This window comes from Sulfitobacter sp. BSw21498, assembly GCF_006064855.1.
GTDB lineage: Bacteria > Pseudomonadota > Alphaproteobacteria > Rhodobacterales > Rhodobacteraceae > Sulfitobacter.
On record NZ_CP040753.1, the window covers coordinates 1,409,675 to 1,432,626 of the forward strand.

Below are 22,952 nucleotides of genomic sequence, written 5' to 3' on the forward strand. Positions count from 1 at the left end.
GGCCTTTCACATAGGTATATCAATAAGTTGGCGTAGCGCCTTAACCTATCAAACTGCGATTACATGCGCGATGCAACGTTGTCCCAGTTCACCAGATTGTCGAGGAAGTTCGACAGGTAGTCAGGGCGCGCATTGCGGAAATCGATGTAGTAGGAGTGTTCCCAAACATCGCAACCCAGCAGTGCGGTCTGACCAAAGCAAACGGGGTTCACGCCGTTTTCGGTCTTGGTCACCTTGAGGCCACCGTCGGTGTCCTTAACCAGCCACGCCCAACCGGAACCGAACTGACCGCCACCGGCTGCCTTGAATTCGTCCTTGAACTTTTCGACCGACCCAAAGCTTTCGGTGATCGCTTTTTCCAGCTCGGACGGCATGTTGCTGTCTTCGGGGGACATCATTTCCCAGAACTGGTTGTGGTTCCACAGCTGGCTGATGTTGTTGAAGATGCCGCTTTGCGCGACCGCATCAGGGTTGTAGGTGCCCTTGATGATTTCCTCGAGGGTTTTGCCTTCCCACTCGGTGCCTTCAATGGCTTTGTTGCCGTTGGTCACATAGGCGTTGTGGTGCTTATCGTGGTGATATTCCAGCGTTTCCTTGGACATACCTTTGGATGCAAGCGCATCGTGGGCATAGGGAAGATCAGGAAGAGTAAAAGCCATGAAAGAAGCCTCCGTTATTGAATTGCGTCTGGGTCACATGAAGCGCGTCGCATCATAAGGTCAAGTGCTGATCGCCCCGCGAAAGGGAAACCGGCATGACTGACAGGGCGCTTCTATCGTTACCCGCTTAATGGTAAAACGGCTGGTCAGCAGGAATGTTCCCGCCAGCGCACCGCCCTACCCTTGATCGGCGACTTATGGCTTGGCGCTATAAAATGCAGGGGCCGAACCGGGCTGCGCCGCGATTTTAAGCAGATCATACACGTACTGTGCGACCGACCGGAAGCAGACAAGACGGAAGCTGTCGCCCTCTTCGATCCAGAACGCCGCAGGTACTTGCGCGAGCCGCGTGCGGCGGATCATGCCGGGGGTAAAGGCGGCCGGCGACAGGTCCACGGGGGCGAGCTTGGCCAGCACGTCGCGGCTGTCCGCCCCGCTGATGCGAAAGACCGCGCGCGCATCGGATACATTGACCGCCAGCGTGTGATTGCTGCCAAGGCCCTTGGTCAGCGTGTCGATCATATCGCTGACCTGATCATAGGGGCAGATCAACAGCAGCTCGTCCGGTGACATCCACGCGATACCGCGGTCACCATTCATCTGGACGCTACGAGTGTCGGGCACGCCCAGTCCGACGGCCTTTTTCAGCGTCTTCTTCATATAGCCCGCCGTCAAATCCCCACGCACAGAGATCATGCCAATGGGATCCATCAAGGACACTTCGGCGATGCCACCGGTGAATGCTGCCGCTTTCAATGCGCTTACCGCCTCAGACATTTTGCTTGGCCCCTTCTTTGTCGTAGAATACCGGATCGACGATTTTCGCCTGATAGGTCTTGCCGTCGGTACCGGGGAAGTCGAGCACCTCGCCCATCCGGTCCGGCCCGTTCAGCACCAGCCCCATGGCGATCCCCTTGCCCAAGGTCGGCGAATGATAGGTCGAGGTGACGCGCCCGATCATATTGCGCTGGCCGTTCTCGTTGTCGCCCTCGCCCACGGCATAGGCGCCGTCAGGCAAGGTGCTGCCGTCAGTGGTTTCCAGACCGACCAGCTTCCACCGCGTTGGATCGACCATATGCGACCGCTGCTGCGCACGTTTGCCAAGGTAATCTTCTTTCTTTTTAGAGATCGCCCAGTTCAGCCCCAGATCCTGCGGGATCACAGTGCCGTCGGTTTCGTCCCCGATCATGATAAAGCCCTTCTCGGCGCGCAGGATGTGCAGACATTCGGTACCATAGGGCATCACGCCAAGATCATTACCTGCGACCATCAGCGCATCCCAAAACGCCTGTCCCTGCCCTGCGTCAACTGCGATCTCGTAGCTCAGTTCGCCCGAGAAAGAGATCCGGTAAACGCGGCATTTGAACCCGCCAAGCGTGCCGTCCGCCCATTCCATGAATGCCAGCGCTTCTTTGCTGAGATCCATGCCGCCGAGCTTTTCAAGACATGTGCGGGCATTGGGACCGACCACGGCGATCTGCGCATATTGTTCGGTGACATTGGCCGTATAGACGTTGAAATCCCACCATTCGGTTTGCAGCCATTCTTCCATATGCTGGTGAATGCTTTCCGCGCCGCCCGTGGTCGTGTGGCAGAGGAAGGTTTCGTCATCGATCCGCGCGACAACACCATCGTCGATCAGAAAGCCGTTTTCCGAACACATGAGACCATAGCGGCATTTGCCCGGTTTCAGCGATGACATCATATTGGTGTAAAGCATATCGAGGAACTTGCCCGCGTCCGGCCCTTTGACGATGATCTTGCCAAGGGTCGAGGCATCCAGCATCCCCAGTTTGCTGCGCGTGTTGGTGACCTCGCGCATGACCGCGTCATGGGTGCTTTCGCCATTGCGGGGATAGGCGTAGGGGCGTCGCCAGTGGCCGACAGGTTCCCAGTCGGCACCATTCGCCTTGTGCCAGTCATGCAGCGGCGTGCGGCGGATCGGCTGGAACACGTCGCCGCGCGCCTCGCCCGCGATCGACCCCATAGAGATCGGGTGGTACGGCGGGCGAAAGGTGGTGGTACCCACAGCCGGAATATCGGCATCCATCGCGCCGGCAAGCGTTGCCAGCCCGTTGATATTGCTCAGTTTGCCCTGATCCGTGGCCATTCCCAGCGTGGTATAGCGTTTGGCGTGTTCGACACTGACAAAGCCCTCTTGCGCGGCAAGCCGCACGTCTGACACTTTAACGTCGTTCTGATAATCCAGAAACGTCTTTTCGCGTAGTTTGACGTTGGCACCCTGAGGCATCATCCAGACAGGGGCGAGCGGCGCTTCCTCTTGACGATCGGCGTTCGGGGATACGGCATCTGCCGGCAATTTGAACCCCAGCGTGGTGACCACGCCATCGGCTGCGGCGTGGGCGTCGTGCAGGATGTCATCCAGCGCAAAGAAGCCACCCGCGGCACCGGCAGCGGTCACAAACCCGTGCCCGTCGGCCCCCAACGGCGGATTGTTCACATCAGGGCGGAACATCGCACCGGCCGTGTCCCACGTCAGTTTGCCGCCGCAATGGGACCACAGATGCACCACGGGCGACCATCCGCCCGACATGGCCACTGCGTCGCAGGGGAAGGTTTCCAGAACGGCCCCCTCGCCTGCCTGACTGCACACTTCTACGCCGGTCACACGCTTGCCACCTGTGACCCGCGCCACGGCGTGGCCCATCATCACGCGAATGCCCAGATCTTTGGCCCGTGCCATCAACGCGGAGTCCTGTGGCAATACGCGGGCATCCAGAATGGCGGGCACGGTCAGGCCTGCCTCTGCCAAGGCGATGGCCGTGCGGTAGGCATCATCGTTATTGGTGACGACAACTGTGCGATCCCCGGCCGAGACACCATAGTTCACCAGATAATCCCGCACTGACGCGGCCAGCATCACGCCGGGTATGTCATTGCCCGCAAAGGACAAAGGCCGTTCGATCGCGCCTGTTGCCGTCACGATATGACCGGCACGGATGCGCCACAGCCGGTGACGCGGCCCTGTCATCTTGGGCGCGTGATCGGTCAGTCGTTCATACCCCAGCACATAGCCGTGGTCATACACACCTGCCCCCATGACGCGGGTGCGCAGGGTGACATTCTCCATCGCGGAGAGATCTTCTACCAGAGTATCAACAAAAGCCCCAACGGGCGTGCCATCCACTGTTCCACCATCCACCGGTGCACGTCCTCCCCAATGGGAGGTTTGTTCCAGCACGATGACTTTCGCACCAGACAACGCCGCAGTACGCGCGGCCTCTAGACCCGCAACGCCGCCACCGATGACCAGCACGTCGCAAAAGGCGTGAAAATGTTCATAGGTGTCGCCGTCCATATCCTTGGGCGCTTTGCCCAGACCGGCAGAGTGGCGAATGATGGGCTCGTAGACGTGTTTCCAAAAGGGACGCGGGTGGATGAACATCTTGTAGTAAAAGCCCGCAGGCAAAAACCGGCTGAGGTGTTTGTTGATCGCGCCGACATCGAATTCGAGGCTGGGCCAGTGATTCTGGCTCTCGGACTGCAGGCCGTCGAAAAGTTCGGTGGTGGTGGCGCGTTGGTTAGGCTCGAACCGGTCGCCCTGCCCCAGATTGACCAGCGCGTTGGGCTCTTCCGGTCCTGCCGCGACAATGCCGCGCGGACGGTGGTACTTGAACGAACGCCCCACCAGCATCTGGTCATTCGCCAGCAAAGCCGAGGCCAGCGTATCGCCCTCGAAACCGCGCAGCTGCTTTCCGTTGAACGAAAAACTGACTGCATTTGATTTGTTCAGCAGGCGGCCGCCTGTGGCAATTCTGGTGCTCATGAAGTCAAACCTTGGTGTATTGCGAAAGCGCTGGCGCCTCCGGCGGGAGTTTTCTTGGCAAAATGAAGGAGCGCAGCGATCATGGGGCGGTCGATGCCTGCCAGTCGGGGCGACGGTCCTTAATCTTGTTGATGGTATCTTGCGGAACGGTGCTGGTCTGGGCGGTATAGGTCCCGAACACCTCGAGCGTCATGGTATCGCGCGCGGCGTGAAACCACTTGCCGCACCCATAGACATGGCGCCAGCGTTCGAAATGCACGCCCTTGGGGTTGTCACGCATAAACAGGTATTGCTCGAATTCGGTATCAGAGGAACCCGGGCCGAACCGTTTCAGATGCGCCTCGCCGCCGGCGTGAAATTCGGTTTCCTCGGCGGTGATGCCACAGTTGGGACAAGTCAGGATTAGCATGGGGCGCTCCCTTTGAGATTGGCGTGAAACGCAAAAAGGCCGGCCCCATCGCGGGGGCCAGCCTTGGTCATCATAGATAGAGTGGAAAGCGGCTTAGTTGCCTGTTGCTTCCTCTGCTGCGCCTTCAACGGCATCGGCAGCGCCATCTGTGGCCCCTTCGACATTGACGTTGATATCACTGGAGTCGGTCGCAGTGGTGCCGCCAGAAAAGAAGAAAAAGCCAAAGCCAAGGACCAGAACGACGAGAACACCGATGATGATACCGGAACCTGTGCCGCTGGTCTTGTTGACGGTGGTGTGGGGCGCTTGAGTGTTGTGTGGCGCTTGGTTGTGGTCAGGGTCTGCCATGTGAATGGTCCTTCATAAACTTGATATGAAGTGTAAACGCCGCTGCGCCCTAAAAAGTTCCATACTTTGCCGAAATGAACCGAGATACGCAGGCCGATCAATGGGCCACCCCTGCCGCCACGGATTCGTCGATAAAGCGCCCTTCCTGGAACCGGTTGAGCCCAAATGCGTCGGTCAATGGTGACCGCCCCTTGGCCATCAGTTCTGCCATGGCCCAGCCTGATCCTGGGATTGCCTTGAACCCGCCGGTGCCCCAGCCGCAGTTCACAAATACGCCCTCCACCGGCGTTTTCGACAGGATCGGAGACCGGTCCCCCGTGACATCCACGATCCCGCCCCACTGGCGCAGCATCTTGAGCCGCGATACCATCGGGAAGGTTTCCACCAGGGCGCGCACAGTTTCTTCGATGTGATGGAATGACCCACGTTGGGTGTAGTTGTTGTACCCGTCGGTACCGCCGCCAATCACCATCTCGCCCTTATCAGACTGGCTCATGTAGCCGTGCACGGTATTGGCCATGATCACCACATCCATGCAGGGTTTGATCGGTTCGGACACCAGCGCCTGAAGCGCGACGGATTCGATTGGCAGACGGAAGCCCGCCATATCCGCCAAATGCCCCGAGTGCCCCGCGACGACCATACCAAGCTTGTCGCAATCAATGTCGCCCCGGTTGGTAGAGACGCCGGCGACTTTGCCATTTTCCTGCCGGATACCGGTGACTTCGCATTTCTGGATCACGTCCATGCCCATATCAGAGCACGCCCGCGCATAGCCCCACGCCACAGCGTCATGGCGCGCCGTGCCGCCGCGCTTTTGCCAGAGCCCGCCCAGAACCGGATAGCGCGGCCCGTCGATGTTGATGATCGGCACCAGTTCTTTGACCTTTTCAGGCCCGATAAAATCGGTTTGCACCCCCTGAAGCGCGTTGGCATGGGCGGTACGTTGATAGCCGCGCACCTCGTGGTGGGTCTGCGCCAACATGATCACGCCGCGCGGGCTGAACATGACGTTATAGTTCAGGTCCTGGCTCATGGTTTCATACAGCGACCGCGACTTTTCGTAGATCGCAGCAGAGGGGTCTTGCAGGTAGTTGGAGCGGATGATCGTCGTGTTGCGGCCCGTGTTACCCCCCCCCAACCAGCCTTTTTCAAGGATCGCGACATTGGTGATGCCAAAGTTTTTACCCAAGTAGTAGGCCGTCGCCAGACCATGCCCGCCGGCCCCGACAATGATCACGTCATAGCGTTTCTTGGGCTGCGCATCGCGCCAAGCCCGCTGCCAACCGGTGTGATGGCGCAGAGCTTCGCGGGCGACGGCAAAAGCTGAGTATTTCTTCATGAAAGCGGTCTCCGGCAGGGATTCGTGGGCAGCCGCACTCGGCTTGGCTTCTTTCTGGGTCCTCGGGCGAAAAAGAGGATACCCGTCGCGGCACTCCATAACAGTTTTACGACATCCGCCGCAATCTGGCAAAAACCATACCCCGGCCGCGACGAGGTGCATCAATATGGCCCCTTTTGTCACAGCCCCGCAGCGGTTAGGTGTGCAGTAGCTATAATTACTGGACCGCATCTTTATGAGTTTCTGGATCATTGCCGCCGCCGGGGCCGCCCTTGTGACCGTATTGCTGGCACGCGCCCTGACCCGCGGGGCGCGCATGCCTGCCCAAACGGGTGCTGCGCATGACGTTCAGGTCTACCGTGACCAATTGGCCGAGGTCGAACGCGATGTGGCCCGCGGTGTTTTGCCCGAAGCCGACGCCGCCCGTGTGCGCACCGAAATCTCGCGCCGCATTCTGGCCGCTGATGCCGCAGGCCAAATCGTTGTTGCCGCGGGGGGCAAACCCTCGCCTGTCGTTACCTCGGTCATCTCGGTTGTTTTGCTGGGCGGCAGCTTGGCCCTTTACTGGCAGTTGGGTGCACCGGGGTATGGCGATCTCGCGTTGCAGGACCGCATCGCACGTGCCGAAGACATGCGCCTGAACCGTCCTGATCAAGCCACCGCCGAAGCAGAACTGCCTGCCGCCGACCTGCCACCTGAACTAAGCCCGGAGTATCAAGCCTTGCTGACGCGTCTGCGCGAAACAGTTGCCGCGCGACCCGATGATATCCAAGGCAATGTGCTGCTTGCCCAGAACGAGGCGCGCGTGGGCAACTACGCCGCCGCGGCGGCTGCACAGGGCAAGGTCGTGCGTCTGAAAGGCACGGAGGCCTCGGTTGAGGAAGTGTCGGGCTATGCCGAACTGATGGTGATGGCCGCAGGCGGCTATGTCTCGCCCGAGGCCGAAGCCGTGCTGCGTGCTGTGCTTTCGCGTGAGGTCGAGAACGGCACCGCACGCTATTATTGGGGCCTGATGTTGGTGCAGACGGGGCGCCCCGATCTGGCGTTCCGCATGTGGGACGGGTTGCTGCGTCGCGGCCCCGAAGACGCCCCCTGGATCGCGCCTATTCTCGCGCAGATCGGTCCTATCGCCACAATGGCCGGCGTGGACTATACCGTCCCCGAGATTGGCAGCGGTGCCCTGCGGGGCCCTTCGGCAGAAGATGTGGACGCAGCGCAGGACATGACCCCCGCCGAGCGTATGGAAATGATTGGCGGCATGGTTGAAACCCTGTCGTCGCGGCTGGCGACCCAAGGCGGACCCGTCGAAGATTGGGCGCGACTGATTTCGTCGTTAGGGGTGCTTGGCGAAACGGCACGCGCCCGGTCGATCTATGAAAACGCAGTAGAGGTGTTTGCCGATGACCCTGCCGCAATGGATGATATTCAACGCGCGGGCGAACGTGCCGGAGTGACTGAATGATCTATGACGACATCACCGAATTCGCCGCCGCCCTGCCCCCGATGCAGGCGCTGATCGGCCTGGACCTTGGCGAGAAAACCATCGGCGTTGCTGTCACGGACAGCTTTCTGTCTATCGCCACGCCGCTGGAAACCGTGCGCCGGAAAAAGTTTGGCGTCGACGCTGCCCGCCTGTCAGAGATCATCGCCGCGCGCAGGATTGGCGGGCTGGTGCTGGGACTGCCCCGCAATATGGACGGATCAGAAGGCGCGCGCTGTCAGTCCACGCGGGCCTTTGCGCGCAACTTTGACCGGTTGGGGGATATCCCCATCGGGTTCTGGGATGAACGGCTCAGCACGGTCGCGGCGGAACGCGCCCTGCTCGAGGCTGACACGTCGCGCCGACGCCGCGCCGAGGTGATCGACCACGTGGCTGCGGGCTATATCTTGCAAGGGGCGCTGGATCGCTTACGTGTCATCAAGGCGCAAGGGACATCGGCATAGGGCCAGGGCGTCAATCGCGAAAAAGCGTAAGGAAACAGGCATGAGCGACGATATCTGGAAACGGGACGAAGTAGAAAGCCCCTGCGTAAAGCTCTGCGTGGTGCATCCCGAGACCCGTTTGTGCACAGGTTGCTTTCGTTCCATCGACGAAATCGGTGCCTGGTCGCGAATGTCGCCCCACGAACGCCGTAGCGTCATGGCCGACCTTCCATCGCGGGCGGGAACATTGGCAAAACGGCGTGGCGGTCGGGCCGCACGGCTAAAACGCGGTGCCAACGATTAAACTGTCACTCGACTGGATCAGCGGGCGACGCGGTACAGGAAATCAAGCATTTCACTGCGGGTTTGCGCGCCTTCGTGATCTTGCGGCGCGTAGTTTTCATTCGCTGCCGGTACCACCGGTGTCGACCCGAAATGCTGGGCCACGGTGATACATTTCCATGTCGCAACAGCGGGCACGAACGTGAGGATATTGGTCTGCTGATCTTGCACTGTATTTGTCATTTTCATCTCTGCCATCTCTCGTGTCGTTCAATTTGTGCGCCGATAGATTCGATTCTCGGTCGCCTGTCGGTAGTTTGGCTCCGACAGTGTGATATAAGTGTGAAGATATGGCAGGATTTAGGCAAAATCAGGGTAATAAATGCGCTGACCGCCCAAGGGCACAAACTGATGCCTCTGATTTAGGCAGACCGCTGGCGCGCGGTATGTGAACCGCTGGCCCTTGCCTCCGGCGCGCGGCTATAGCATTGACCCTTCCGAACCCCCATATTTCCAGTTCGATAAACGACAAGGCTCAGACCCTCATGGGATATAAATCCAATATCACCCGCGCTTCACGGCTATCCGTTGCACCCATGATGGACTGGACCGACCGTCATTGCCGCTACATGCACCGGCTGTTTTCGCAAGAGACGTTGCTTTATACGGAAATGGTGACCTCGCCAGCTTTGGTGCGCGGCGGTGCTGTGCATTTGCTGGATCATGATGTGTCAGAGCATCCCGTGGCCTTGCAGCTTGGCGGGTCCGATCCGGACGAGCTGGCAGAGGCGGCGCGGATCGGCGCGCAGGCGGGGTATGACGAGATCAACCTGAACGTGGGTTGCCCGTCGGATCGGGTGCAGTCGGGCTTCTTTGGCGCGGTGTTGATGGAGCAGCCGGCCCTTGTGGCCAAATCCGTCGCGGCCATGCGCCGCGCGGTTGATGTGGACGTCACGGTCAAATGTCGGATCGGTGTCGATGACCAGAACCCCGCAGAGGTGCTGCCCGAATTTTTGGCTCAGATCGTCGGTGCGGGCTGCGAACGGGTGACGATCCACGCGCGCAAGGCGTGGCTGCAAGGGTTGAGCCCCAAGGAAAACCGCGACATCCCGCCGTTGGACTACGAGATTGTCCACCGGATGAAGGGGCTGTTCCCGAATCTGCATATCTCGGTTAACGGCGGCATCACGTCGCTTGATCAGGCAGAGGCGTTTCTGGACGCAGGGCTGGACGGTGTGATGATCGGGCGCAGCGCCTATCACAATCCAACCGATATCTTGGCCCAAGCAGATCGCCGGATTTACGGCACGGCGCAAGACACCACCCCCGAAGATGTAGTGGCGCAAATGCTGCCCTATATCGACGCGCATCTTGATCAGGGCGGCAGGCTGAACCAGATCACGCGGCATATGATGGGCCTCTTCGCGGGGCGCACCGGCGCGCGGGTCTGGCGAAGGACACTGTCCGAGCAAGCCTCTCGACCCGGTGCCGACCGTCAGGTCTTGCTCGAAGCACTGGACGCCATGCAGACATTGGCCGAAGCCCAAGAGGCGCTATAGCAACAGCGACCCCCTACGACACAAGGGCCGCCGTTTCTCAAGGTGCCGCCCCCTTTCATCAGATTGGTATGACGAACGGGGTTATCGCTGCGGTCGCCAAGCTGCTTGAATTCATAGGGGTTTGATGCCCCCCGCACGCCACGTCAGGCCCGCAGGATCGCGATAAGCTCGGTTTCGGTCAGGGCGAAAGGCGTGCCTTTCATGGATGACGCCCCGGCCGAAAGCTTGGCCACCTGCGCGTGTTCCTCGGGGTCCAGTCCCATCTGAGCCAGATCGCGCAACCCCATGTCGCGGGACCAGTTGCGCAAGGCAGACAGCCCTGCCCCTGTCTCCACCTCGAATGCGGTATCGATCAGGCCCAAGACCCACATCAACCGTGTGTGCACCTGCGTGCCCGCCTTTGCCTTTTCAACGTGAGACGCAAGGACAGCAGGCAGTAAGGCACCGCAAATCTCTCCGTGCGGGGCACCGGTCTGGCCACCGATGACACCGGCAAAACCGTGCACGGCCCCCAGACCTGCATTCGCGAGGGCCAAACCACCGCAGGTGCTGACCCACGCCATGTCGTCCCACGCATCTGCTGCGTCCTGCTCTACGATCGCGCGCAGCGCAGCCAGCCCTTTGGGGATGGCCGCCTGACACAGCGCATCCGTCATCGGCGTCGCTTTGACTGACAGGTAAGGTTCAATCACCTGCGTCACCGCATCCAACCCAGCCGCGAGGGTCACACGGCGTGGTGCGCCCTGCATCAGGGCCGCATCCACGATCGCGATGTCAGGGATCATCCGCGCGTCGCGCAGGCTGACCTTGACCGCATGTTCCGGCACAGCGATCACCGCATTCTTGGTGACCTCAGCCCCCGTGCCCGCCGTGGTCGGCAGGGCAATCATCGGCAAAGGTGCCGTCTCCACCGGTTTGCCGCCCCCTACCCCTTCAAGGTAGTCCAGCGGCTTGCCCGCGCAGGGGATTAGCGCCGCAAGCGCCTTGGCAAAGTCGATAACGGAGCCACCGCCAAGGGCGATGACCACATCGGGCTGATTTGTGCCTATACGGCCAAGTGCGGCCTCCAGCGCAGGTAAACTTGGCTCTGCCCCACAGCTTTCTCTGACAACAGACAACCCAGCCGCGTGGCAATCTTCGATCAGCCACGCAGCGCGGGCAGTATTCGCCCCGTGCACGATCAGCACCCGCGCGCCAAAGCCAGCCGCCAGCGCTGCGGTCTGCGCAGCTTGTCCACGCCCGAAATGCAGCGCTTGCGGAGAGTAGAACGAAAACATCGCTTTAGCTGTCTGTGGCATCTGCGTGATAGGCGTCGAGCACGGCAACCTCGTCGCGCGAACCAAGGATCACCGGCACGCGCTGGTGCGGTGCCGTGGGGGCGACATCCATGATCGCGCCTTGGCCTGTAGAGGCAGCACCGCCCGCGGCCTCGATCACCATCGCCATCGGGTTCGCCTCGTACATCAGACGCAGCTTGCCGCCGGTCTTTTGATTGTTGCTGTCCGCGGGATACAGGAACACGCCCCCACGCGTCAGGATGCGGTGCACGTCTGCAACCATCGACGCGGTCCAGCGCATGTTGAACGACCGGCCACGAGGGCCTTCCTTCCCGGCGACGGCCTCGTCCACATAGCGGCTGACAGGCGCGTACCAATAACGTGCGCGAGACGTGTTGATCGCGTATTCCGAGGTCTCTGCCGGCACGGTCATCTGGGGATGCGTCAGGCTGAATTCGCCCGTATCAGGATCGCTGCTAAAGCCCGCCACTTCGTCGCCCTTGGTGAGGACAAACATGGTCGAGGGGCCATAGATCGCATAGCCCGCGCAAATCTGGTTGCGCCCGTTGTGCAGCACATTGCGGTCGCCATCGGCCTGCACCTGCATCACCGAAAAGATCGACCCCACAGACAGGTTCACATCAAGGTTGGACGACCCGTCCAGCGGATCGAAATACAGCAGGTAGTCGCCCTTTTGCGGCTCTTTCAGCCAGGTGACCTCTTCGACCTCTTCGGACACAAGCGCGGCCAGACGCGGGCTGTTGGCACACTCACGCTCGAACACATCGTTGGCCATAATATCGAGCGTCTTTTGCGCCTCGCCCTGCACGTTGATCTCTCCGGCGGCACCAAGGTTGCCCTCGAACGCGCCACGGCGTACCAGACCTGCGATCAAACGCGACGCAGATGCGATGTCTTCAAGCAGAAAGACCAGATCGGGGTCAAAGTTGTTTTGCGTCAGATACCGGCGAAGCGTGGGGGCTGTCATGAAGAGTTCCTTAAAAATTCAGGGTCGCGTCAACGGCCTTTTTCCAGAGCGCATATTTCGCGTCGCGCTGGTCATCGTCCATTTTCGGCTTGAATTGGGTTTCCTGCGTCCACGATTTCGCGAACCGTTCCTGATCAGGATAAACACCCGCGTGCATCCCCGCAAGCCACGCCACCCCAAGTGCCGTGGTTTCATGCACCGTGGGCCGGTCGACGGGAGCGTTGATGATGTCGGACAGGAATTGCATAGTCCAGTCGCTGGCAGACATGCCGCCATCCACCCGCAAAGTAGGCTGCACGCCATCGGCTTTCCAGTCGGCGGCCATCGCTTCCAGCAAGTCGCGTGTCTGGTAACCGACGCTTTCCAGCGCTGCCTTGGCCATTTCGGCAGGCCCCGTACCGCGGGTCAGACCAAAGACAGCGCCGCGACAATCGGGGTTCCAATACGGCGCGCCAAGTCCGACAAAGGCCGGCACCAGCACCACGTTCTGATGCGGGTCCGCCTGCTCGGCCAGGCCTTGGGTCTCGGCCGAATCCTGAATGATCTGCAACCCGTCGCGGAGCCATTGCACCACGGCACCTGCGACAAAGATTGACCCTTCGAGCGCGTAGGTCGGCTTGCCATCGAACTGATAGGCAATGGTCGTCAGCAGCCGGTTTTCTGACCGCACCGGCGTGTCGCCCGTGTTCATCAGTGCGAAACAGCCCGTGCCATAGGTCGATTTCAGCATCCCCGGCTCGAAACACGCCTGCCCCACGGTCGCGGCCTGCTGGTCGCCAGCAACCCCGTGGATCGGTACGGCAGCCCCCAGAATATCGGGATCGGTGCTGCCAAAATCGTCGGCGCAATTCTTGACCTCTGGCAACATCTCCATCGGGATGTCGAGCAATTTGCAGATCGAACGGCTCCACCGGCCTTTGCGGATGTCATACAGCATAGTCCGCGCGGCGTTGGTGGCGTCCGTCGCGTGAGAGGCCCCACCGGTGAGCTTCCAGATCAAAAAGCAATCGACGGTGCCAAACAGCAGCTCGCCCTTGGCCGCACGGTCGCGTGCACCTTCGACGTTGTCCAATATCCACGCCAGCTTGGTGCCCGAGAAATACGGGTCCAGCAGCAAACCGGTGCGGTCGGTGAACATTTCCTCGTGGCCCGCATCGCGCAGGGTGCGGCACTGGCTGGCCGTGCGGCGGTCCTGCCAGACGATGGCGTTATAAATCGGGCGTCCGGTTTTCTTGTCCCAGACAACGACCGTTTCGCGCTGGTTGGTGATGCCGATGGCCGCGATATCGCCTGCCTTGATCCCCGCCTTGTCGATGGCCTCGCGGCAGGTCGCCTGCGTGGTACGCCACAGATCGTCGGGATCATGTTCAACCCAGCCGGACTGGGGGAAATGCTGGGGGAATTCTTCTTGGGCGCTGGCAATGGACGTCATCGTGTCATCGTAAACGATGGCCCGTGTGGAGGTGGTGCCTTGGTCAATGGCAAGGATATACGTCATGCGCGTCCCTTTGGAAGTTTAGCAACCGTCAACTATGGCCGCATCCTAGCAAGGGTCGGCAGGCCCGACCAAATGTCAGGGCAATGACGGATGTAGGTGTTTTCAGAAAATTAAAGGTTCCGGGGCCAGCGAACCGGCCCCGGAAAGATTGGCTTACTGCCAGGATTTGATCAGCTCATCATAAGCGATGGTCTGTGGCTCTTCGTCTTCGCTTTCGAGTTTCGCTTTGGGCGAACCGGGCTGCGACAGCCAGTACTCCGGGTCACGCTCTTCGTTCATCTTGGGGCCAAATTCCCCTTGAACGCCTGCGCGCTCCAGACGGATCAGGACTTTTTCCTGATCGGCGCACAGTGCATCCAGCGCTTCCTGAGGTGTCTTCGCACCGGACATTGCGTCGCCGATGTTCTGCCACCACAGCTGCGCCAGCTTCGGATAGTCAGGCACGTTGGTACCCGTTGGGGACCACTGAACGCGCGCTGGCGAACGGTAGAATTCAACCAGACCACCCAGTTTCGGTGCACGCTCTGTAAAGCTTTCGTGCTGGATCGACGATTCACGAATGAAGGTCAGGCCAACGTGGCTTTTCTTTACGTCCACTGTCTTGGAGGTGACGAACTGCGCATAGAGCCAAGCGGCCTGTGCACGGTCCACCGGAGTGGATTTCATCAGCGTCCACGATCCGGCATCCTGATACCCGATCTTGGTGCCTTCGGTCCAATATGCACCGTGGGGCGAAGGTGCCATGCGCCATTTCGGCGTGCCATCTTCGTTCATCACGGGCAGATCAGGCTCTACCGATGCTGCGGTAAAGGCGGTGTACCAGAACATCTGCTGGGCGACGTTGCCCTGCGCCGGAATTGGGCCCGCTTCAGAGAAGGTCATGCCTGCAGCCGCCGGAGGCGAATACTTTTGCAGCCATTCGATCGCTTTGGTCACAGCATAGACCGCTGCTGGACCGTTTGTGGCACCACCACGCGCAACGCAAGAACCCACAGGCTGCGAGTTTTCGTTGACGCGGATACCCCATTCATCGACGGGCAGACCGTTTGGTTCGCCTACGTCCCCGGCACCAGCCATCGACAGCCACGCATCAGTGTAGCGCCAGCCAAGCGACGGGTCTTTTTTGCCGTAGTCCATGTTGCCAAAGACGTCGCCTTCAACGCCAAGACGCGACAGGTCGCGACCGGTGAAGAATTCGGCGATGTCTTCGTATGCGGACCAGTTGACCGGAACGCCCAGATCATACCCAAACTTCTCTTTGAAGTCGGCCTTGTTCTGTTCGTCGTTGAACCAATCGTAGCGGAACCAGTACAAATTCGCGAACTGTTGATCGGGCAGCTGGTAGATCTTGCCATCGGGGCCGGTTGTGAACGACAGCCCGATGAAGTCTTCGAGGTCGAGACCGGGGTTGGTCACGGCCTTGCCTTCGCCTTCCATCCAGTCGGACAGATTGCGGGCTTGTTGATAACGCCAGTGCGTCCCGATCAGGTCGGAGTCGTTGATATAGGCGTCATAAATGTTCTCGCCCGACTGCATCTGTGTTTGCAGCTTTTCGACAACGTCACCTTCGCCGATCAGGTCATGGGTGACCTTGATGCCGGTGATCGCTTCGAATGCGGGGGCCAGAACTGTGGATTCATATGTGTGCGTGCCGATTGTTTCGGACACAACGTTGATCGCCATGCCTTCAAACGGTTTTGCAGCGTCGACAAAGAACTGCAGTTCGGCTTCTTGGTCTTCCCGCGACAGCGCGGACAGATCGCCGATTTCCTTATCAAGGAAAGCCTTTGCGGCCTCCATGTCGGCGAACGCAGGTGCGGCAAACATGCAAGCAGCAAGTCCGATCGCAGTCGTTCCCTTTAAGCGCAAGTTCATGATGTTCCTCCCTAGAATTGAACATTTGAGAGGTCCGATTCTTGCAGACCGGCCCCCCTTATATTCCTCTTTTATACCCAGCGGAAAACCGCGATGGCATAGAAAAGGCAGACAACCAATGCCCCCCATTGGGGTGCACTGAGCAGCCCGAGCCAAGCCAGATTGATAAAGGCCGAGCCCAGAAGCGTGATGAACAAACGGTCACCGCGCGTCGTTTCCATCCCCAGTATACCGGTGCGCGGCACTTCGGGGAATTTGATTGCAAGGATCGTAAAGGTGATCAACGTCACCGCGATGATCCCAAAGAAAGCGGCGGTGGGCCAAGTCCAAGCCATCCAGTCCATAATGTGTCCTCCGGTCTTTCTTTTATTAAACGCGGCCCAAGGCAAAGCCTTTGGCGATGTAGTTGCGCACGAAATAGATCACCAATGCGCCTGGCAAGATGGTCAGCACGCCTGCCGCGGCCAGCACACCCCAGTCGATGCCGGCGGCCCCGACGGTGCGGGTCATGGTGGCGGCAATCGGCTTGGCATCCACGCTGGTCAACGTCCGGCTCAGCAGCAGCTCAACCCAGCTGAACATGAACAGGAAGAAGGCCGTGACCCCGATCCCCGACGCCACCAGCGGCGTGAAGATGCGGATGAAAAAGCGCGGGAAGCTGTAGCCGTCGATATAGGCCGTCTCGTCGATCTCCTTCGGGACGCCGCGCATGAACCCTTCTAGGATCCACACCGCCAGCGGCACGTTGAACAGACAATGCGCCAGTGCCACCGCGATATGCGTGTCAAATAGCCCGACCGAGCTATAAAGCTGGAAGAACGGCAGCGCGAAAACCGCAGGTGGGGCCATCCGGTTAGTCAGCAACCAGAAGAACAGGTGCTTGTCGCCCATGAAGGAATAGCGGCTGAAGGCATAGGCCGCCGGCAGCGCCACCGCGAGCGAGATCACCATGTTCATCACCACATAGGCCATCGAATTCAGATAGCCCGTGTACCATGACGCGTCCGTCAGGATCGTCATATAGTTGTCGAACGTCAGATCGGCTGGCCACAGGGTAAAGCTGTTGAGGATCTCGGTGTTGGTCTTGAGGCTCATGTTCAGCAGCCAGTAGATCGGCAGCAGCAAGAACAGCAGATACAACGCCATGACAATCGCATTACCCTTGATCTTGGGCAGGGAACGCGCGCGTTTTTGTGCAAGATCAGACATCAGTGGCCATCCCTTTTATCAAGGTTCGTCATCACGGTGTAAAACACATAGGAGATCAGCAGGATCACCAGATAATACATGATCGAGAACGCCGCCGCAGGACCAAGGTCAAACTGCCCGAGGGCCATTTTAACCAGATCGATCGACAGGAAGGTGGTAGAGTTACCAGGCCCCCCGCCCGTCACGACGAACGGTTCGGTATAGATCATAAAGCTGTCCATAAAGCGCAGCAGGATTGCGATCATCAATACGCCCATCATCTTGGGCAGCTCAATGTAGCGGAAGACTTTCCAGCGGCTCGCCTGATCAATCTTGGCAGCTTGGTAATACGCATCGGGGATGGATTGCAGACCGGCATAGGCCAGCAGCGCCACCAGCGACGTCCAGTGCCAGACATCCATCACGATCACAGTGATCCAAGCGGCATAGAAGTCTTGGGTGTAGTTATAGTCGATCCCCAAGGCAGACAGGGTATAACCCAGCAGGCCGATATCGACGCGACCAAAAATCTGCCAGATCGTGCCAACCACATTCCACGGGATCAGCAGCGGCAGCGACATCAGAACCAGACACAGCGACGCCCAGAACCCTTTTTTCGGCATATTCAGCGCCACGAAGATTCCCAGCGGGATTTCGATGGCCAGAATGATCACCGAAAATGAAATCTGACGGCCCAAGGCGTTCCACATCCGTTCGCTCGCCAGCATTTGTTTGAACCACTCGAGTTTGTCGTCAAGCGGGTAGAAATCTCCGGCGAAAGCATCCTGCACGGAATAGTTCACCACGGTCATCAGCGGGATCACCGCAGAGAAAGCCACCAGCAGCAACACGGGCAGCACAAGGAACCAGGCCTTTTGATTGACGGTCTTGTTCATGACGCGGTCCTTTCAGCGAGGGTCAGCGGGAAAGCGGCGGATACGGTCATCATGCCCCCTGCGGCGCAACGCGCCAGCTGTTGGCATAGACATTCACCCCGGCAGGGTCGAAAATAATGCGGTTCATATCCGGCGTAATCTCGGCACCTTCTTCGGCGATTACGTTGATTTCAGTGCCGTTAAAGTCAGCGCGCACGATCTTGTGGCGGCCTACGTCCTCGATCCGTTTGACTGTGACAGGTAGACCCGCCTCGCCCGTGGCAAGGCGGGTGAATTCAGGACGCACGCCCAGTTCGACCTTACCGTCCAGCGGCGCAAAGCCGTGACCCAAGGCGATCTCGTGGCCGCCGATAACGGCCTTGTCGCCGGTCACGGTCGCGTCCAACACGTTCATACCGGGCGAGCCGATGAAATAGCCCACGAAGGTATGCTGCGGTGTCTCGAACAGCTCTTGCGGGGTGCCCATCTGGACCACGCGGCCATCATACATGACGACAACTTTGTCAGCAAAGGTCAGCGCCTCTGTCTGGTCGTGGGTCACGTAAATCATCGTGTGACCAAATTCATGGTGCAGTGATTTCAGCTGTGTGCGCAGTTCCCACTTCATATGGGGGTCGATCACGGTCAGCGGTTCGTCAAACAGCAGCGCGTTCACGTCTTCGCGCACCATCCCCCGCCCGAGCGAGATTTTCTGTTTGGCATCCGCCGTCAGCCCGCGCGCCTTGCGGTTGAGCATGTCTTCCATGCCGATCATGCCCGCGATCTGCTGCACGCGTTCGGCAACATAGGCCGCATCCGCACCACGGTTGCGCAGCGGGAACGCCAGATTGTCGCGCACAGTCATCGTGTCATAGACCACCGGAAACTGGAAAACCTGGGCGATGTTGCGCTTGGTCGTGGGATCGTTGGTCACATCACGGTCGTTGAACAGAATGCGCCCCTGACTGGGGTGCAGCAGGCCCGAGATGATGTTCAGCAACGTGGATTTCCCGCACCCCGACGCGCCCAAAAGCGCATAGGCCTCGCCGTCGACCCAGTCGTGGTTCAGTTCTTTCAGCGCGAAATCATCTTCGCTGGTGGGATTGGGCAAATAGGAATGCGCCAGGTTATCAAGGGTGATTTTTGCCATTGGTCCGGTCCTCCCTTAGGCCGCTGCCGCATAGGATGCGGGGGCCACGGATGTGCCGTCTTCGGCAAAGATATAAACATGTTTCGGGTCAAGATAGACGTTCAGCGGTGCCCCGATCTTGAGGTCTTTGACCCCGTGCACCAGACCGACCCAGTTTTCGCCGTGGTGATCAAGGTGGATAAACGTCTCGGATCCCGTGATCTCGGTCACGTTCAGCTTGCCCGCAAATTCCAGCGCGTCGGCGGACTGCTTGGACAGCTCTAGGTGGTTGGGCCGGAAGCCCGCGACATAGCTGCCATCGCCCACAGTCTTGAAGCTGCCGAATACCGCGACTTTCTTGCCGTCGCCAAAGGTCAGGATGTCGCCTGCTTTGGTGATGTTCAAAAAGTTCATCGGCGGATCAGAGAAGACACGCGCCGTGGTGGCATCAACGGGCTGGCGGTACACCACAGGGGTCAAGCCAAACTGTGTGATGCGCCCTTCCCAAAGGGTTGCCGTGTTCCCGCCCAGCAAAAGTGCCTCTTCGGGTTCGGTTGTCGCATAGACAAAGATCGACCCTGCCTCTTCAAAGATCTTGGGGATCTCGGCACGCAGCTCTTCGCGCAGTTTATAGTCGAGGTTCGCCAGCGGTTCGTCCAGCAGCACCAGCCCTGCGTCCTTGACCAACGCCCGCGCCAAGGCACAGCGTTGTTGCTGGCCGCCCGATAGCTCAAGCGGCTTGCGGTCCAGCATGGGCGTCAGTTGCATCAGATCAGCAGCCTTGCGCACGGCACTGTCGATCTCGTTCTTGGACTTGCCCAACAACCGCATCGGGCTGGCGATATTGTTGTAAACGGTCATCGATGGGTAGTTGATGAACTGCTGATACACCATGGCAACCCCGCGGTCTTGCACGCGCATGCCGGTCACATCCTGACCGTTCCAGATCACTTTGCCGGTGTTGGGCACATCCAGCCCCGCCATCAACCGCATCAGGGATGTCTTACCCGCAGATGTCGGCCCCAGCAGCACATTCATCGTGCCTGACTGCAGCTCAAGATCTGTCGGATGGATATGCGTCTGGCCATTTACGACCTTGGACACGCCTTCCAAAACTAGCGACATGTTCCTCTCCCCTTCACGCGCCGGTGGCGGCGGTAGTGTTTCCTGTGGGCAAGGCGGTGTTTTTCACCATCCATGCCTCTAATTCGTTCAATTCATCCCCGCCAAGCCGCAGGCCCAGCTTGGATCTGCGCCAGATGATGTCATCTGCGGTGCAGGCAAATTCCTTGTCGATCAGCCACTTGGCTTCACGCTCGGTCAGGGTTGCGCCAAAGTCGCGACCCAGATCAGCTGCATTCTGCGCGTCGCCTAAAACATCGAACGCCTCGCGGCCATATGCCTTGACCAGACGGTCCGCCCATCGGGGCGTTAGAAAGCCATAGCGGTCCTGCAACTCTTGTTTCAACGCCGCCACGCCGTCTACCGGAAAATCGCCGCCGGGCAAGGCGACACCCGCCGTCCATGGCTTTGCATCATTGGCGAAATAAGGCTGGATTTTTTCCAGCGCGCTTTCAGCCAAGCGACGGTAGGTGGTGATCTTGCCGCCAAAGACGTTCAGGATCGGCGCACCAGCAGAGTCGTCGACCTTAAGCACATAATCCCGGGTCGCCGCCGTGGCAGAGCTCGCCCCATCGTTATAAAGCGGGCGCACGCCGGAATAGGTCCAGACGATGTCATCCGTGGTGATCTGCTTTTTCAGATACTTCGACGCGAACCGGACAAGATAGTCCTGCTCTTCAGGCGTGCAGACCGGCTTTTCGGACACATCCTCGTGGTCGGCATCCGTGGTCCCGATCAGGGTGAAATCCGTCTCGTAGGGAATGGTAAAGATAATGCGGCCATCTTCGCCTTGGAAGAAATAGCATTTGTCGTGGTCATAAAGCTTGGGCGTCACGATGTGACTGCCCCGCACCAGACGCACCCCTTCCGACGAATTGATGCGCACCGTGTTGCGGATCACGTTTTCGACCCACGGACCGCCAGCATTCACCAGCATCTTGGCCCGCACAACACGTTGCGTGCCGCCGTCCTTTGGTTCCAGCGTGACCTGCCACATGCCATCGACCTGCTCGGCAGAGACAACCTTGGTGCGGGTATTGATCCGTGCGCCGCGGGCTTGGGCATCACGGGCATTCAACACCACCAGACGGCTGTCTTCGATCCAGCAGTCGGAATATTCATAGGCTTTTTCGAATTGGTCGTGCAGCGGTGCGCCCTCGGGCGTGTTTGTCAGATCAACTGCGGTCGTCCCCTTGAGGATCTGCCGCCCGCCTAGATTGTCATACATGAACAGACCCAAGCGGATCAGCCACGCAGGGCGACGCCCCTTCATCCACGGCATAAAGACATTCAGCAGCTTGGACGTGGGCGTGTCGCCCTCGAAGCGCATATCTTTATGATAAGGCAGCACGAACCGCATCGGCCATGAGATATGCGGCATCGCTTTCAACAGGGTTTCGCGTTCGATCAACGCCTCACGCACAAGGCGGACCTCCCAGTATTCCAGATAGCGCAGCCCGCCGTGAAACAGCTTGGTCGAAGCAGAGGATGTCGCAGAAGCCAGATCGTTCATCTCGGCCAGCTCAACGCTAAACCCACGGCCCACAGCATCGCGCGCAATGCCGCATCCATTGATGCCCCCGCCAATCACGAAAAGATCGACGCTGTGTTCTGTATCAAGCTGGCTCAATGAAGCCTCCCCGCATCATTATCGCGTCTCGCAGACAGGTTTGCGGGACGTCGTGACAAAAGACACCAAGCCCCTTCGTTTTTCAAGATCGAACGTTCGTTTCTTTTCGTTTTCACCTAGAGCCTTGATTTCAGGCGTCTTAATCTGCCCATAGACGCGCATTTCCGCGCACTTTGAACGATATACCACGATTCGCGGCCTTGACGTGCTTCGCTTAACGTAGATTGTACGGTTTGGACGGGCGTGCAGAAAAGAACAGCATCCACGGCCCAAGACCGGGGGGATATATGTCAAATTTCAGACAGCGCGAGATTCTAGAGCTGGCACGCAAAGACGGAAAAGTCACCGTCGACGGGCTGGCAGAGGCGTATAATGTCACCGTCCAGACCATCCGCCGCGATCTGTCGGAGCTCGCCGAAAGCGGCAAGCTGGAACGGGTGCATGGCGGCGCGGTGATTCCGTCGGGGGTGGTGAACATCGTTTATGACGAACGCCGCCGCCTGAACGAAGAAGGCAAACGCGCCATCGCCGAACAATGTGCGCAGGCAATCCCGCACGGGGCATCGGTGTTTATGAACATCGGCACCAGCACCGAAGCGGTCGCGCAAGAAATGCTGCACCACGAAAATCTGCTGGTGGTGACCAACAATCTCAACATCGCCAATATCCTCGCCGCCAACCAAAGCTGCGAGATCATCCTGACCGGCGGCGTGTTGCGCCGTGCAGACGGCGGCATGGTGGGCGGGCTGACCGCCGAGATGGTCAAACAGTTCAAGTTCGATTTTTCGGTTCTGGGCTGCTCTGCCATTGATGCGGACGGGGATTTGCTGGATTTCGATGGGCAAGAGGTGCTTGTCAGCCGTTCTGCCATCGGGCGGTCGCGCACGGTGATGGTCGTAGCCGATCACCTGAAGTTCCAGCGCAAGGCCCCGCTGACCATCTGTTCGTTGCGTGATGTGAACACGCTCTTTACCGATCACCGGCTGCCCGAAGCCTTAACGGCCGAATGTGTCGGCTGGGGCACCTCTGTTGTCACGGTCTGACCTTGGCCTAGCGATGAG

The 22,952-nt window shown here is 59.3% G+C and carries 22 protein-coding genes; 5 read left to right on the top strand and 17 right to left on the bottom strand.

Annotated elements, in window-relative coordinates; translation table 11 throughout:
* Window positions 1-59 precede the first annotated feature (59 nt).
* The 6 genes from E5180_RS06890 to E5180_RS06915 all read right to left on the bottom strand — a co-directional run bounded on the left by E5180_RS06890 (window position 60) and on the right by E5180_RS06915 (window position 6,545).
* Window positions 60-659 carry a superoxide dismutase gene (locus E5180_RS06890; RefSeq protein ID WP_138923725.1) on the bottom strand — a complete coding sequence of 200 codons (600 nt, stop codon included), beginning with the start codon at window positions 657-659 and terminating at the stop codon, window positions 60-62.
* Window positions 660-854: 195 nt separating this feature from the next.
* A complete protein-coding gene (locus E5180_RS06895) occupies window positions 855-1,436 on the bottom strand; it encodes a sarcosine oxidase subunit gamma (RefSeq protein WP_138923726.1) in 582 nt (193 codons plus the stop codon).
* Window positions 1,429-4,446, bottom strand: coding sequence for a sarcosine oxidase subunit alpha family protein (locus E5180_RS06900; RefSeq protein ID WP_138923727.1), 3,018 nt, complete (start codon window positions 4,444-4,446; stop codon window positions 1,429-1,431). The genes E5180_RS06895 and E5180_RS06900 overlap by 8 nt, the downstream gene beginning before the upstream one ends.
* Before the next feature lie 79 nt (window positions 4,447-4,525).
* Window positions 4,526-4,855, bottom strand: coding sequence for a sarcosine oxidase subunit delta (locus E5180_RS06905; protein WP_138923728.1), 330 nt, complete (start codon window positions 4,853-4,855; stop codon window positions 4,526-4,528).
* Between the two features lie 93 nt (window positions 4,856-4,948).
* Window positions 4,949-5,203 carry a hypothetical protein gene (locus E5180_RS06910; protein ID WP_138923729.1) on the bottom strand — a complete coding sequence of 85 codons (255 nt, stop codon included), beginning with the start codon at window positions 5,201-5,203 and terminating at the stop codon, window positions 4,949-4,951.
* Window positions 5,204-5,300: 97 nt separating this feature from the next.
* Window positions 5,301-6,545, bottom strand: a complete 1,245-nt coding sequence (locus tag E5180_RS06915; protein WP_138923730.1) for a sarcosine oxidase subunit beta family protein — start codon at window positions 6,543-6,545, stop codon at window positions 5,301-5,303.
* 235 nt (window positions 6,546-6,780) lie between these two features.
* On the opposite strand from E5180_RS06915, the gene ccmI reads away from it, so the two are divergent.
* The 3 genes from ccmI to E5180_RS06930 are packed head-to-tail and all read left to right on the top strand — an operon-like array spanning window position 6,781 to window position 8,772.
* Entirely contained in the window at window positions 6,781-8,007 is a 1,227-nt protein-coding gene (ccmI, locus tag E5180_RS06920; RefSeq protein ID WP_138923731.1) for a c-type cytochrome biogenesis protein CcmI, read from the top strand.
* Entirely contained in the window at window positions 8,004-8,489 is a 486-nt protein-coding gene (gene ruvX / locus E5180_RS06925; protein WP_138923732.1) for a Holliday junction resolvase RuvX, read from the top strand. The genes ccmI and ruvX overlap by 4 nt, the downstream gene beginning before the upstream one ends.
* A gap of 40 nt (window positions 8,490-8,529) precedes the next feature.
* On the top strand, window positions 8,530-8,772 hold the full coding sequence (locus E5180_RS06930; RefSeq protein ID WP_138923733.1) for a DUF1289 domain-containing protein: 243 nt from the start codon (window positions 8,530-8,532) through the stop codon (window positions 8,770-8,772).
* 17 nt (window positions 8,773-8,789) lie between these two features.
* On the opposite strand, the gene E5180_RS06935 is transcribed toward E5180_RS06930, so the two are convergent.
* Window positions 8,790-8,993: a hypothetical protein gene (locus tag E5180_RS06935; RefSeq protein ID WP_237271876.1), complete on the bottom strand. Its 204-nt coding sequence runs from the start codon at window positions 8,991-8,993 to the stop codon at window positions 8,790-8,792.
* Window positions 8,994-9,295: 302 nt separating this feature from the next.
* Here E5180_RS06935 and dusA point away from each other — a divergent pair, with 302 nt between their 5' ends.
* The gene (dusA, locus tag E5180_RS06940; protein WP_138923735.1) at window positions 9,296-10,309 is read left to right on the top strand and encodes a tRNA dihydrouridine(20/20a) synthase DusA; all 1,014 of its coding nucleotides are present in this window, start codon (window positions 9,296-9,298) and stop codon (window positions 10,307-10,309) included.
* A gap of 143 nt (window positions 10,310-10,452) precedes the next feature.
* On the opposite strand, the gene E5180_RS06945 is transcribed toward dusA, so the two are convergent.
* The 10 genes from E5180_RS06945 to glpD all read right to left on the bottom strand — a co-directional run bounded on the left by E5180_RS06945 (window position 10,453) and on the right by glpD (window position 21,891).
* Window positions 10,453-11,586, bottom strand: coding sequence for an iron-containing alcohol dehydrogenase (locus E5180_RS06945; RefSeq protein WP_138925146.1), 1,134 nt, complete (start codon window positions 11,584-11,586; stop codon window positions 10,453-10,455).
* A 4-nt stretch (window positions 11,587-11,590) separates the two neighbouring features.
* Window positions 11,591-12,574 (bottom strand): class 1 fructose-bisphosphatase, encoded by a 984-nt coding sequence (locus tag E5180_RS06950; RefSeq protein ID WP_138923736.1) that lies wholly within the window; start codon window positions 12,572-12,574, stop codon window positions 11,591-11,593.
* Window positions 12,575-12,584: 10 nt separating this feature from the next.
* On the bottom strand, window positions 12,585-14,072 hold the full coding sequence (gene glpK, locus E5180_RS06955) for a glycerol kinase GlpK (protein ID WP_138923737.1): 1,488 nt from the start codon (window positions 14,070-14,072) through the stop codon (window positions 12,585-12,587).
* Between the two features lie 153 nt (window positions 14,073-14,225).
* Complete coding sequence (locus E5180_RS06960; RefSeq protein WP_138923738.1) at window positions 14,226-15,947, bottom strand: ABC transporter substrate-binding protein; 1,722 nt, start codon at window positions 15,945-15,947, stop codon at window positions 14,226-14,228.
* A 71-nt stretch (window positions 15,948-16,018) separates the two neighbouring features.
* Window positions 16,019-16,291 (bottom strand): DUF2160 domain-containing protein, encoded by a 273-nt coding sequence (locus tag E5180_RS06965; RefSeq protein ID WP_138923739.1) that lies wholly within the window; start codon window positions 16,289-16,291, stop codon window positions 16,019-16,021.
* 25 nt (window positions 16,292-16,316) lie between these two features.
* Window positions 16,317-17,156: a carbohydrate ABC transporter permease gene (locus tag E5180_RS06970; RefSeq protein ID WP_138923740.1), complete on the bottom strand. Its 840-nt coding sequence runs from the start codon at window positions 17,154-17,156 to the stop codon at window positions 16,317-16,319.
* A complete protein-coding gene (locus tag E5180_RS06975; protein ID WP_138923741.1) occupies window positions 17,156-18,031 on the bottom strand; it encodes a carbohydrate ABC transporter permease in 876 nt (291 codons plus the stop codon). Before E5180_RS06975 ends, E5180_RS06970 begins: the two co-directional genes overlap by 1 nt.
* A gap of 49 nt (window positions 18,032-18,080) precedes the next feature.
* On the bottom strand, window positions 18,081-19,160 hold the full coding sequence (locus E5180_RS06980) for an ABC transporter ATP-binding protein (protein WP_138923742.1): 1,080 nt from the start codon (window positions 19,158-19,160) through the stop codon (window positions 18,081-18,083).
* Window positions 19,161-19,175: 15 nt separating this feature from the next.
* Window positions 19,176-20,264, bottom strand: coding sequence for an ABC transporter ATP-binding protein (locus tag E5180_RS06985; RefSeq protein ID WP_138923743.1), 1,089 nt, complete (start codon window positions 20,262-20,264; stop codon window positions 19,176-19,178).
* A gap of 13 nt (window positions 20,265-20,277) precedes the next feature.
* A complete protein-coding gene (gene glpD / locus E5180_RS06990; RefSeq protein ID WP_138923744.1) occupies window positions 20,278-21,891 on the bottom strand; it encodes a glycerol-3-phosphate dehydrogenase in 1,614 nt (537 codons plus the stop codon).
* Window positions 21,892-22,178: 287 nt separating this feature from the next.
* Here glpD and E5180_RS06995 point away from each other — a divergent pair, with 287 nt between their 5' ends.
* Window positions 22,179-22,934, top strand: coding sequence for a DeoR/GlpR family DNA-binding transcription regulator (locus E5180_RS06995; protein ID WP_138923745.1), 756 nt, complete (start codon window positions 22,179-22,181; stop codon window positions 22,932-22,934).
* Window positions 22,935-22,952: the final 18 nt, after the last annotated feature.

Excerpts from the sequence above, each read along its gene's own strand:
- E5180_RS06895 (WP_138923726.1), bottom strand. The coding sequence starts at position 1,436 with ATGTCTGAGGCGGTAAGCGCATTGAAAGCGGCAGCATTCACCGGTGGC.
- E5180_RS06930 (WP_138923733.1), top strand. The coding sequence starts at position 8,530 with ATGAGCGACGATATCTGGAAACGGGACGAAGTAGAAAGCCCCTGCGTA.
- E5180_RS06960 (WP_138923738.1), bottom strand. The coding sequence starts at position 15,947 with ATGAACTTGCGCTTAAAGGGAACGACTGCGATCGGACTTGCTGCTTGC.
- E5180_RS06970 (WP_138923740.1), bottom strand. The coding sequence starts at position 17,156 with ATGTCTGATCTTGCACAAAAACGCGCGCGTTCCCTGCCCAAGATCAAG.
- glpK (WP_138923737.1), bottom strand. The coding sequence starts at position 14,072 with ATGACGTATATCCTTGCCATTGACCAAGGCACCACCTCCACACGGGCC.
- dusA (WP_138923735.1), top strand. The coding sequence starts at position 9,296 with ATGGGATATAAATCCAATATCACCCGCGCTTCACGGCTATCCGTTGCA.
- E5180_RS06950 (WP_138923736.1), bottom strand. The coding sequence starts at position 12,574 with ATGACAGCCCCCACGCTTCGCCGGTATCTGACGCAAAACAACTTTGAC.
- E5180_RS06905 (WP_138923728.1), bottom strand. The coding sequence starts at position 4,855 with ATGCTAATCCTGACTTGTCCCAACTGTGGCATCACCGCCGAGGAAACC.
- ruvX (WP_138923732.1), top strand. The coding sequence starts at position 8,004 with ATGATCTATGACGACATCACCGAATTCGCCGCCGCCCTGCCCCCGATG.
- E5180_RS06910 (WP_138923729.1), bottom strand. The coding sequence starts at position 5,203 with ATGGCAGACCCTGACCACAACCAAGCGCCACACAACACTCAAGCGCCC.
- E5180_RS06995 (WP_138923745.1), top strand. The coding sequence starts at position 22,179 with ATGTCAAATTTCAGACAGCGCGAGATTCTAGAGCTGGCACGCAAAGAC.
- E5180_RS06890 (WP_138923725.1), bottom strand. The coding sequence starts at position 659 with ATGGCTTTTACTCTTCCTGATCTTCCCTATGCCCACGATGCGCTTGCA.
- E5180_RS06975 (WP_138923741.1), bottom strand. The coding sequence starts at position 18,031 with ATGAACAAGACCGTCAATCAAAAGGCCTGGTTCCTTGTGCTGCCCGTG.
- E5180_RS06915 (WP_138923730.1), bottom strand. The coding sequence starts at position 6,545 with ATGAAGAAATACTCAGCTTTTGCCGTCGCCCGCGAAGCTCTGCGCCAT.
- E5180_RS06985 (WP_138923743.1), bottom strand. The coding sequence starts at position 20,264 with ATGTCGCTAGTTTTGGAAGGCGTGTCCAAGGTCGTAAATGGCCAGACG.
- E5180_RS06980 (WP_138923742.1), bottom strand. The coding sequence starts at position 19,160 with ATGGCAAAAATCACCCTTGATAACCTGGCGCATTCCTATTTGCCCAAT.
- E5180_RS06935 (WP_237271876.1), bottom strand. The coding sequence starts at position 8,993 with ATGACAAATACAGTGCAAGATCAGCAGACCAATATCCTCACGTTCGTG.
- E5180_RS06900 (WP_138923727.1), bottom strand. The coding sequence starts at position 4,446 with ATGAGCACCAGAATTGCCACAGGCGGCCGCCTGCTGAACAAATCAAAT.
- E5180_RS06945 (WP_138925146.1), bottom strand. The coding sequence starts at position 11,586 with ATGTTTTCGTTCTACTCTCCGCAAGCGCTGCATTTCGGGCGTGGACAA.
- ccmI (WP_138923731.1), top strand. The coding sequence starts at position 6,781 with ATGAGTTTCTGGATCATTGCCGCCGCCGGGGCCGCCCTTGTGACCGTA.
- E5180_RS06965 (WP_138923739.1), bottom strand. The coding sequence starts at position 16,291 with ATGGACTGGATGGCTTGGACTTGGCCCACCGCCGCTTTCTTTGGGATC.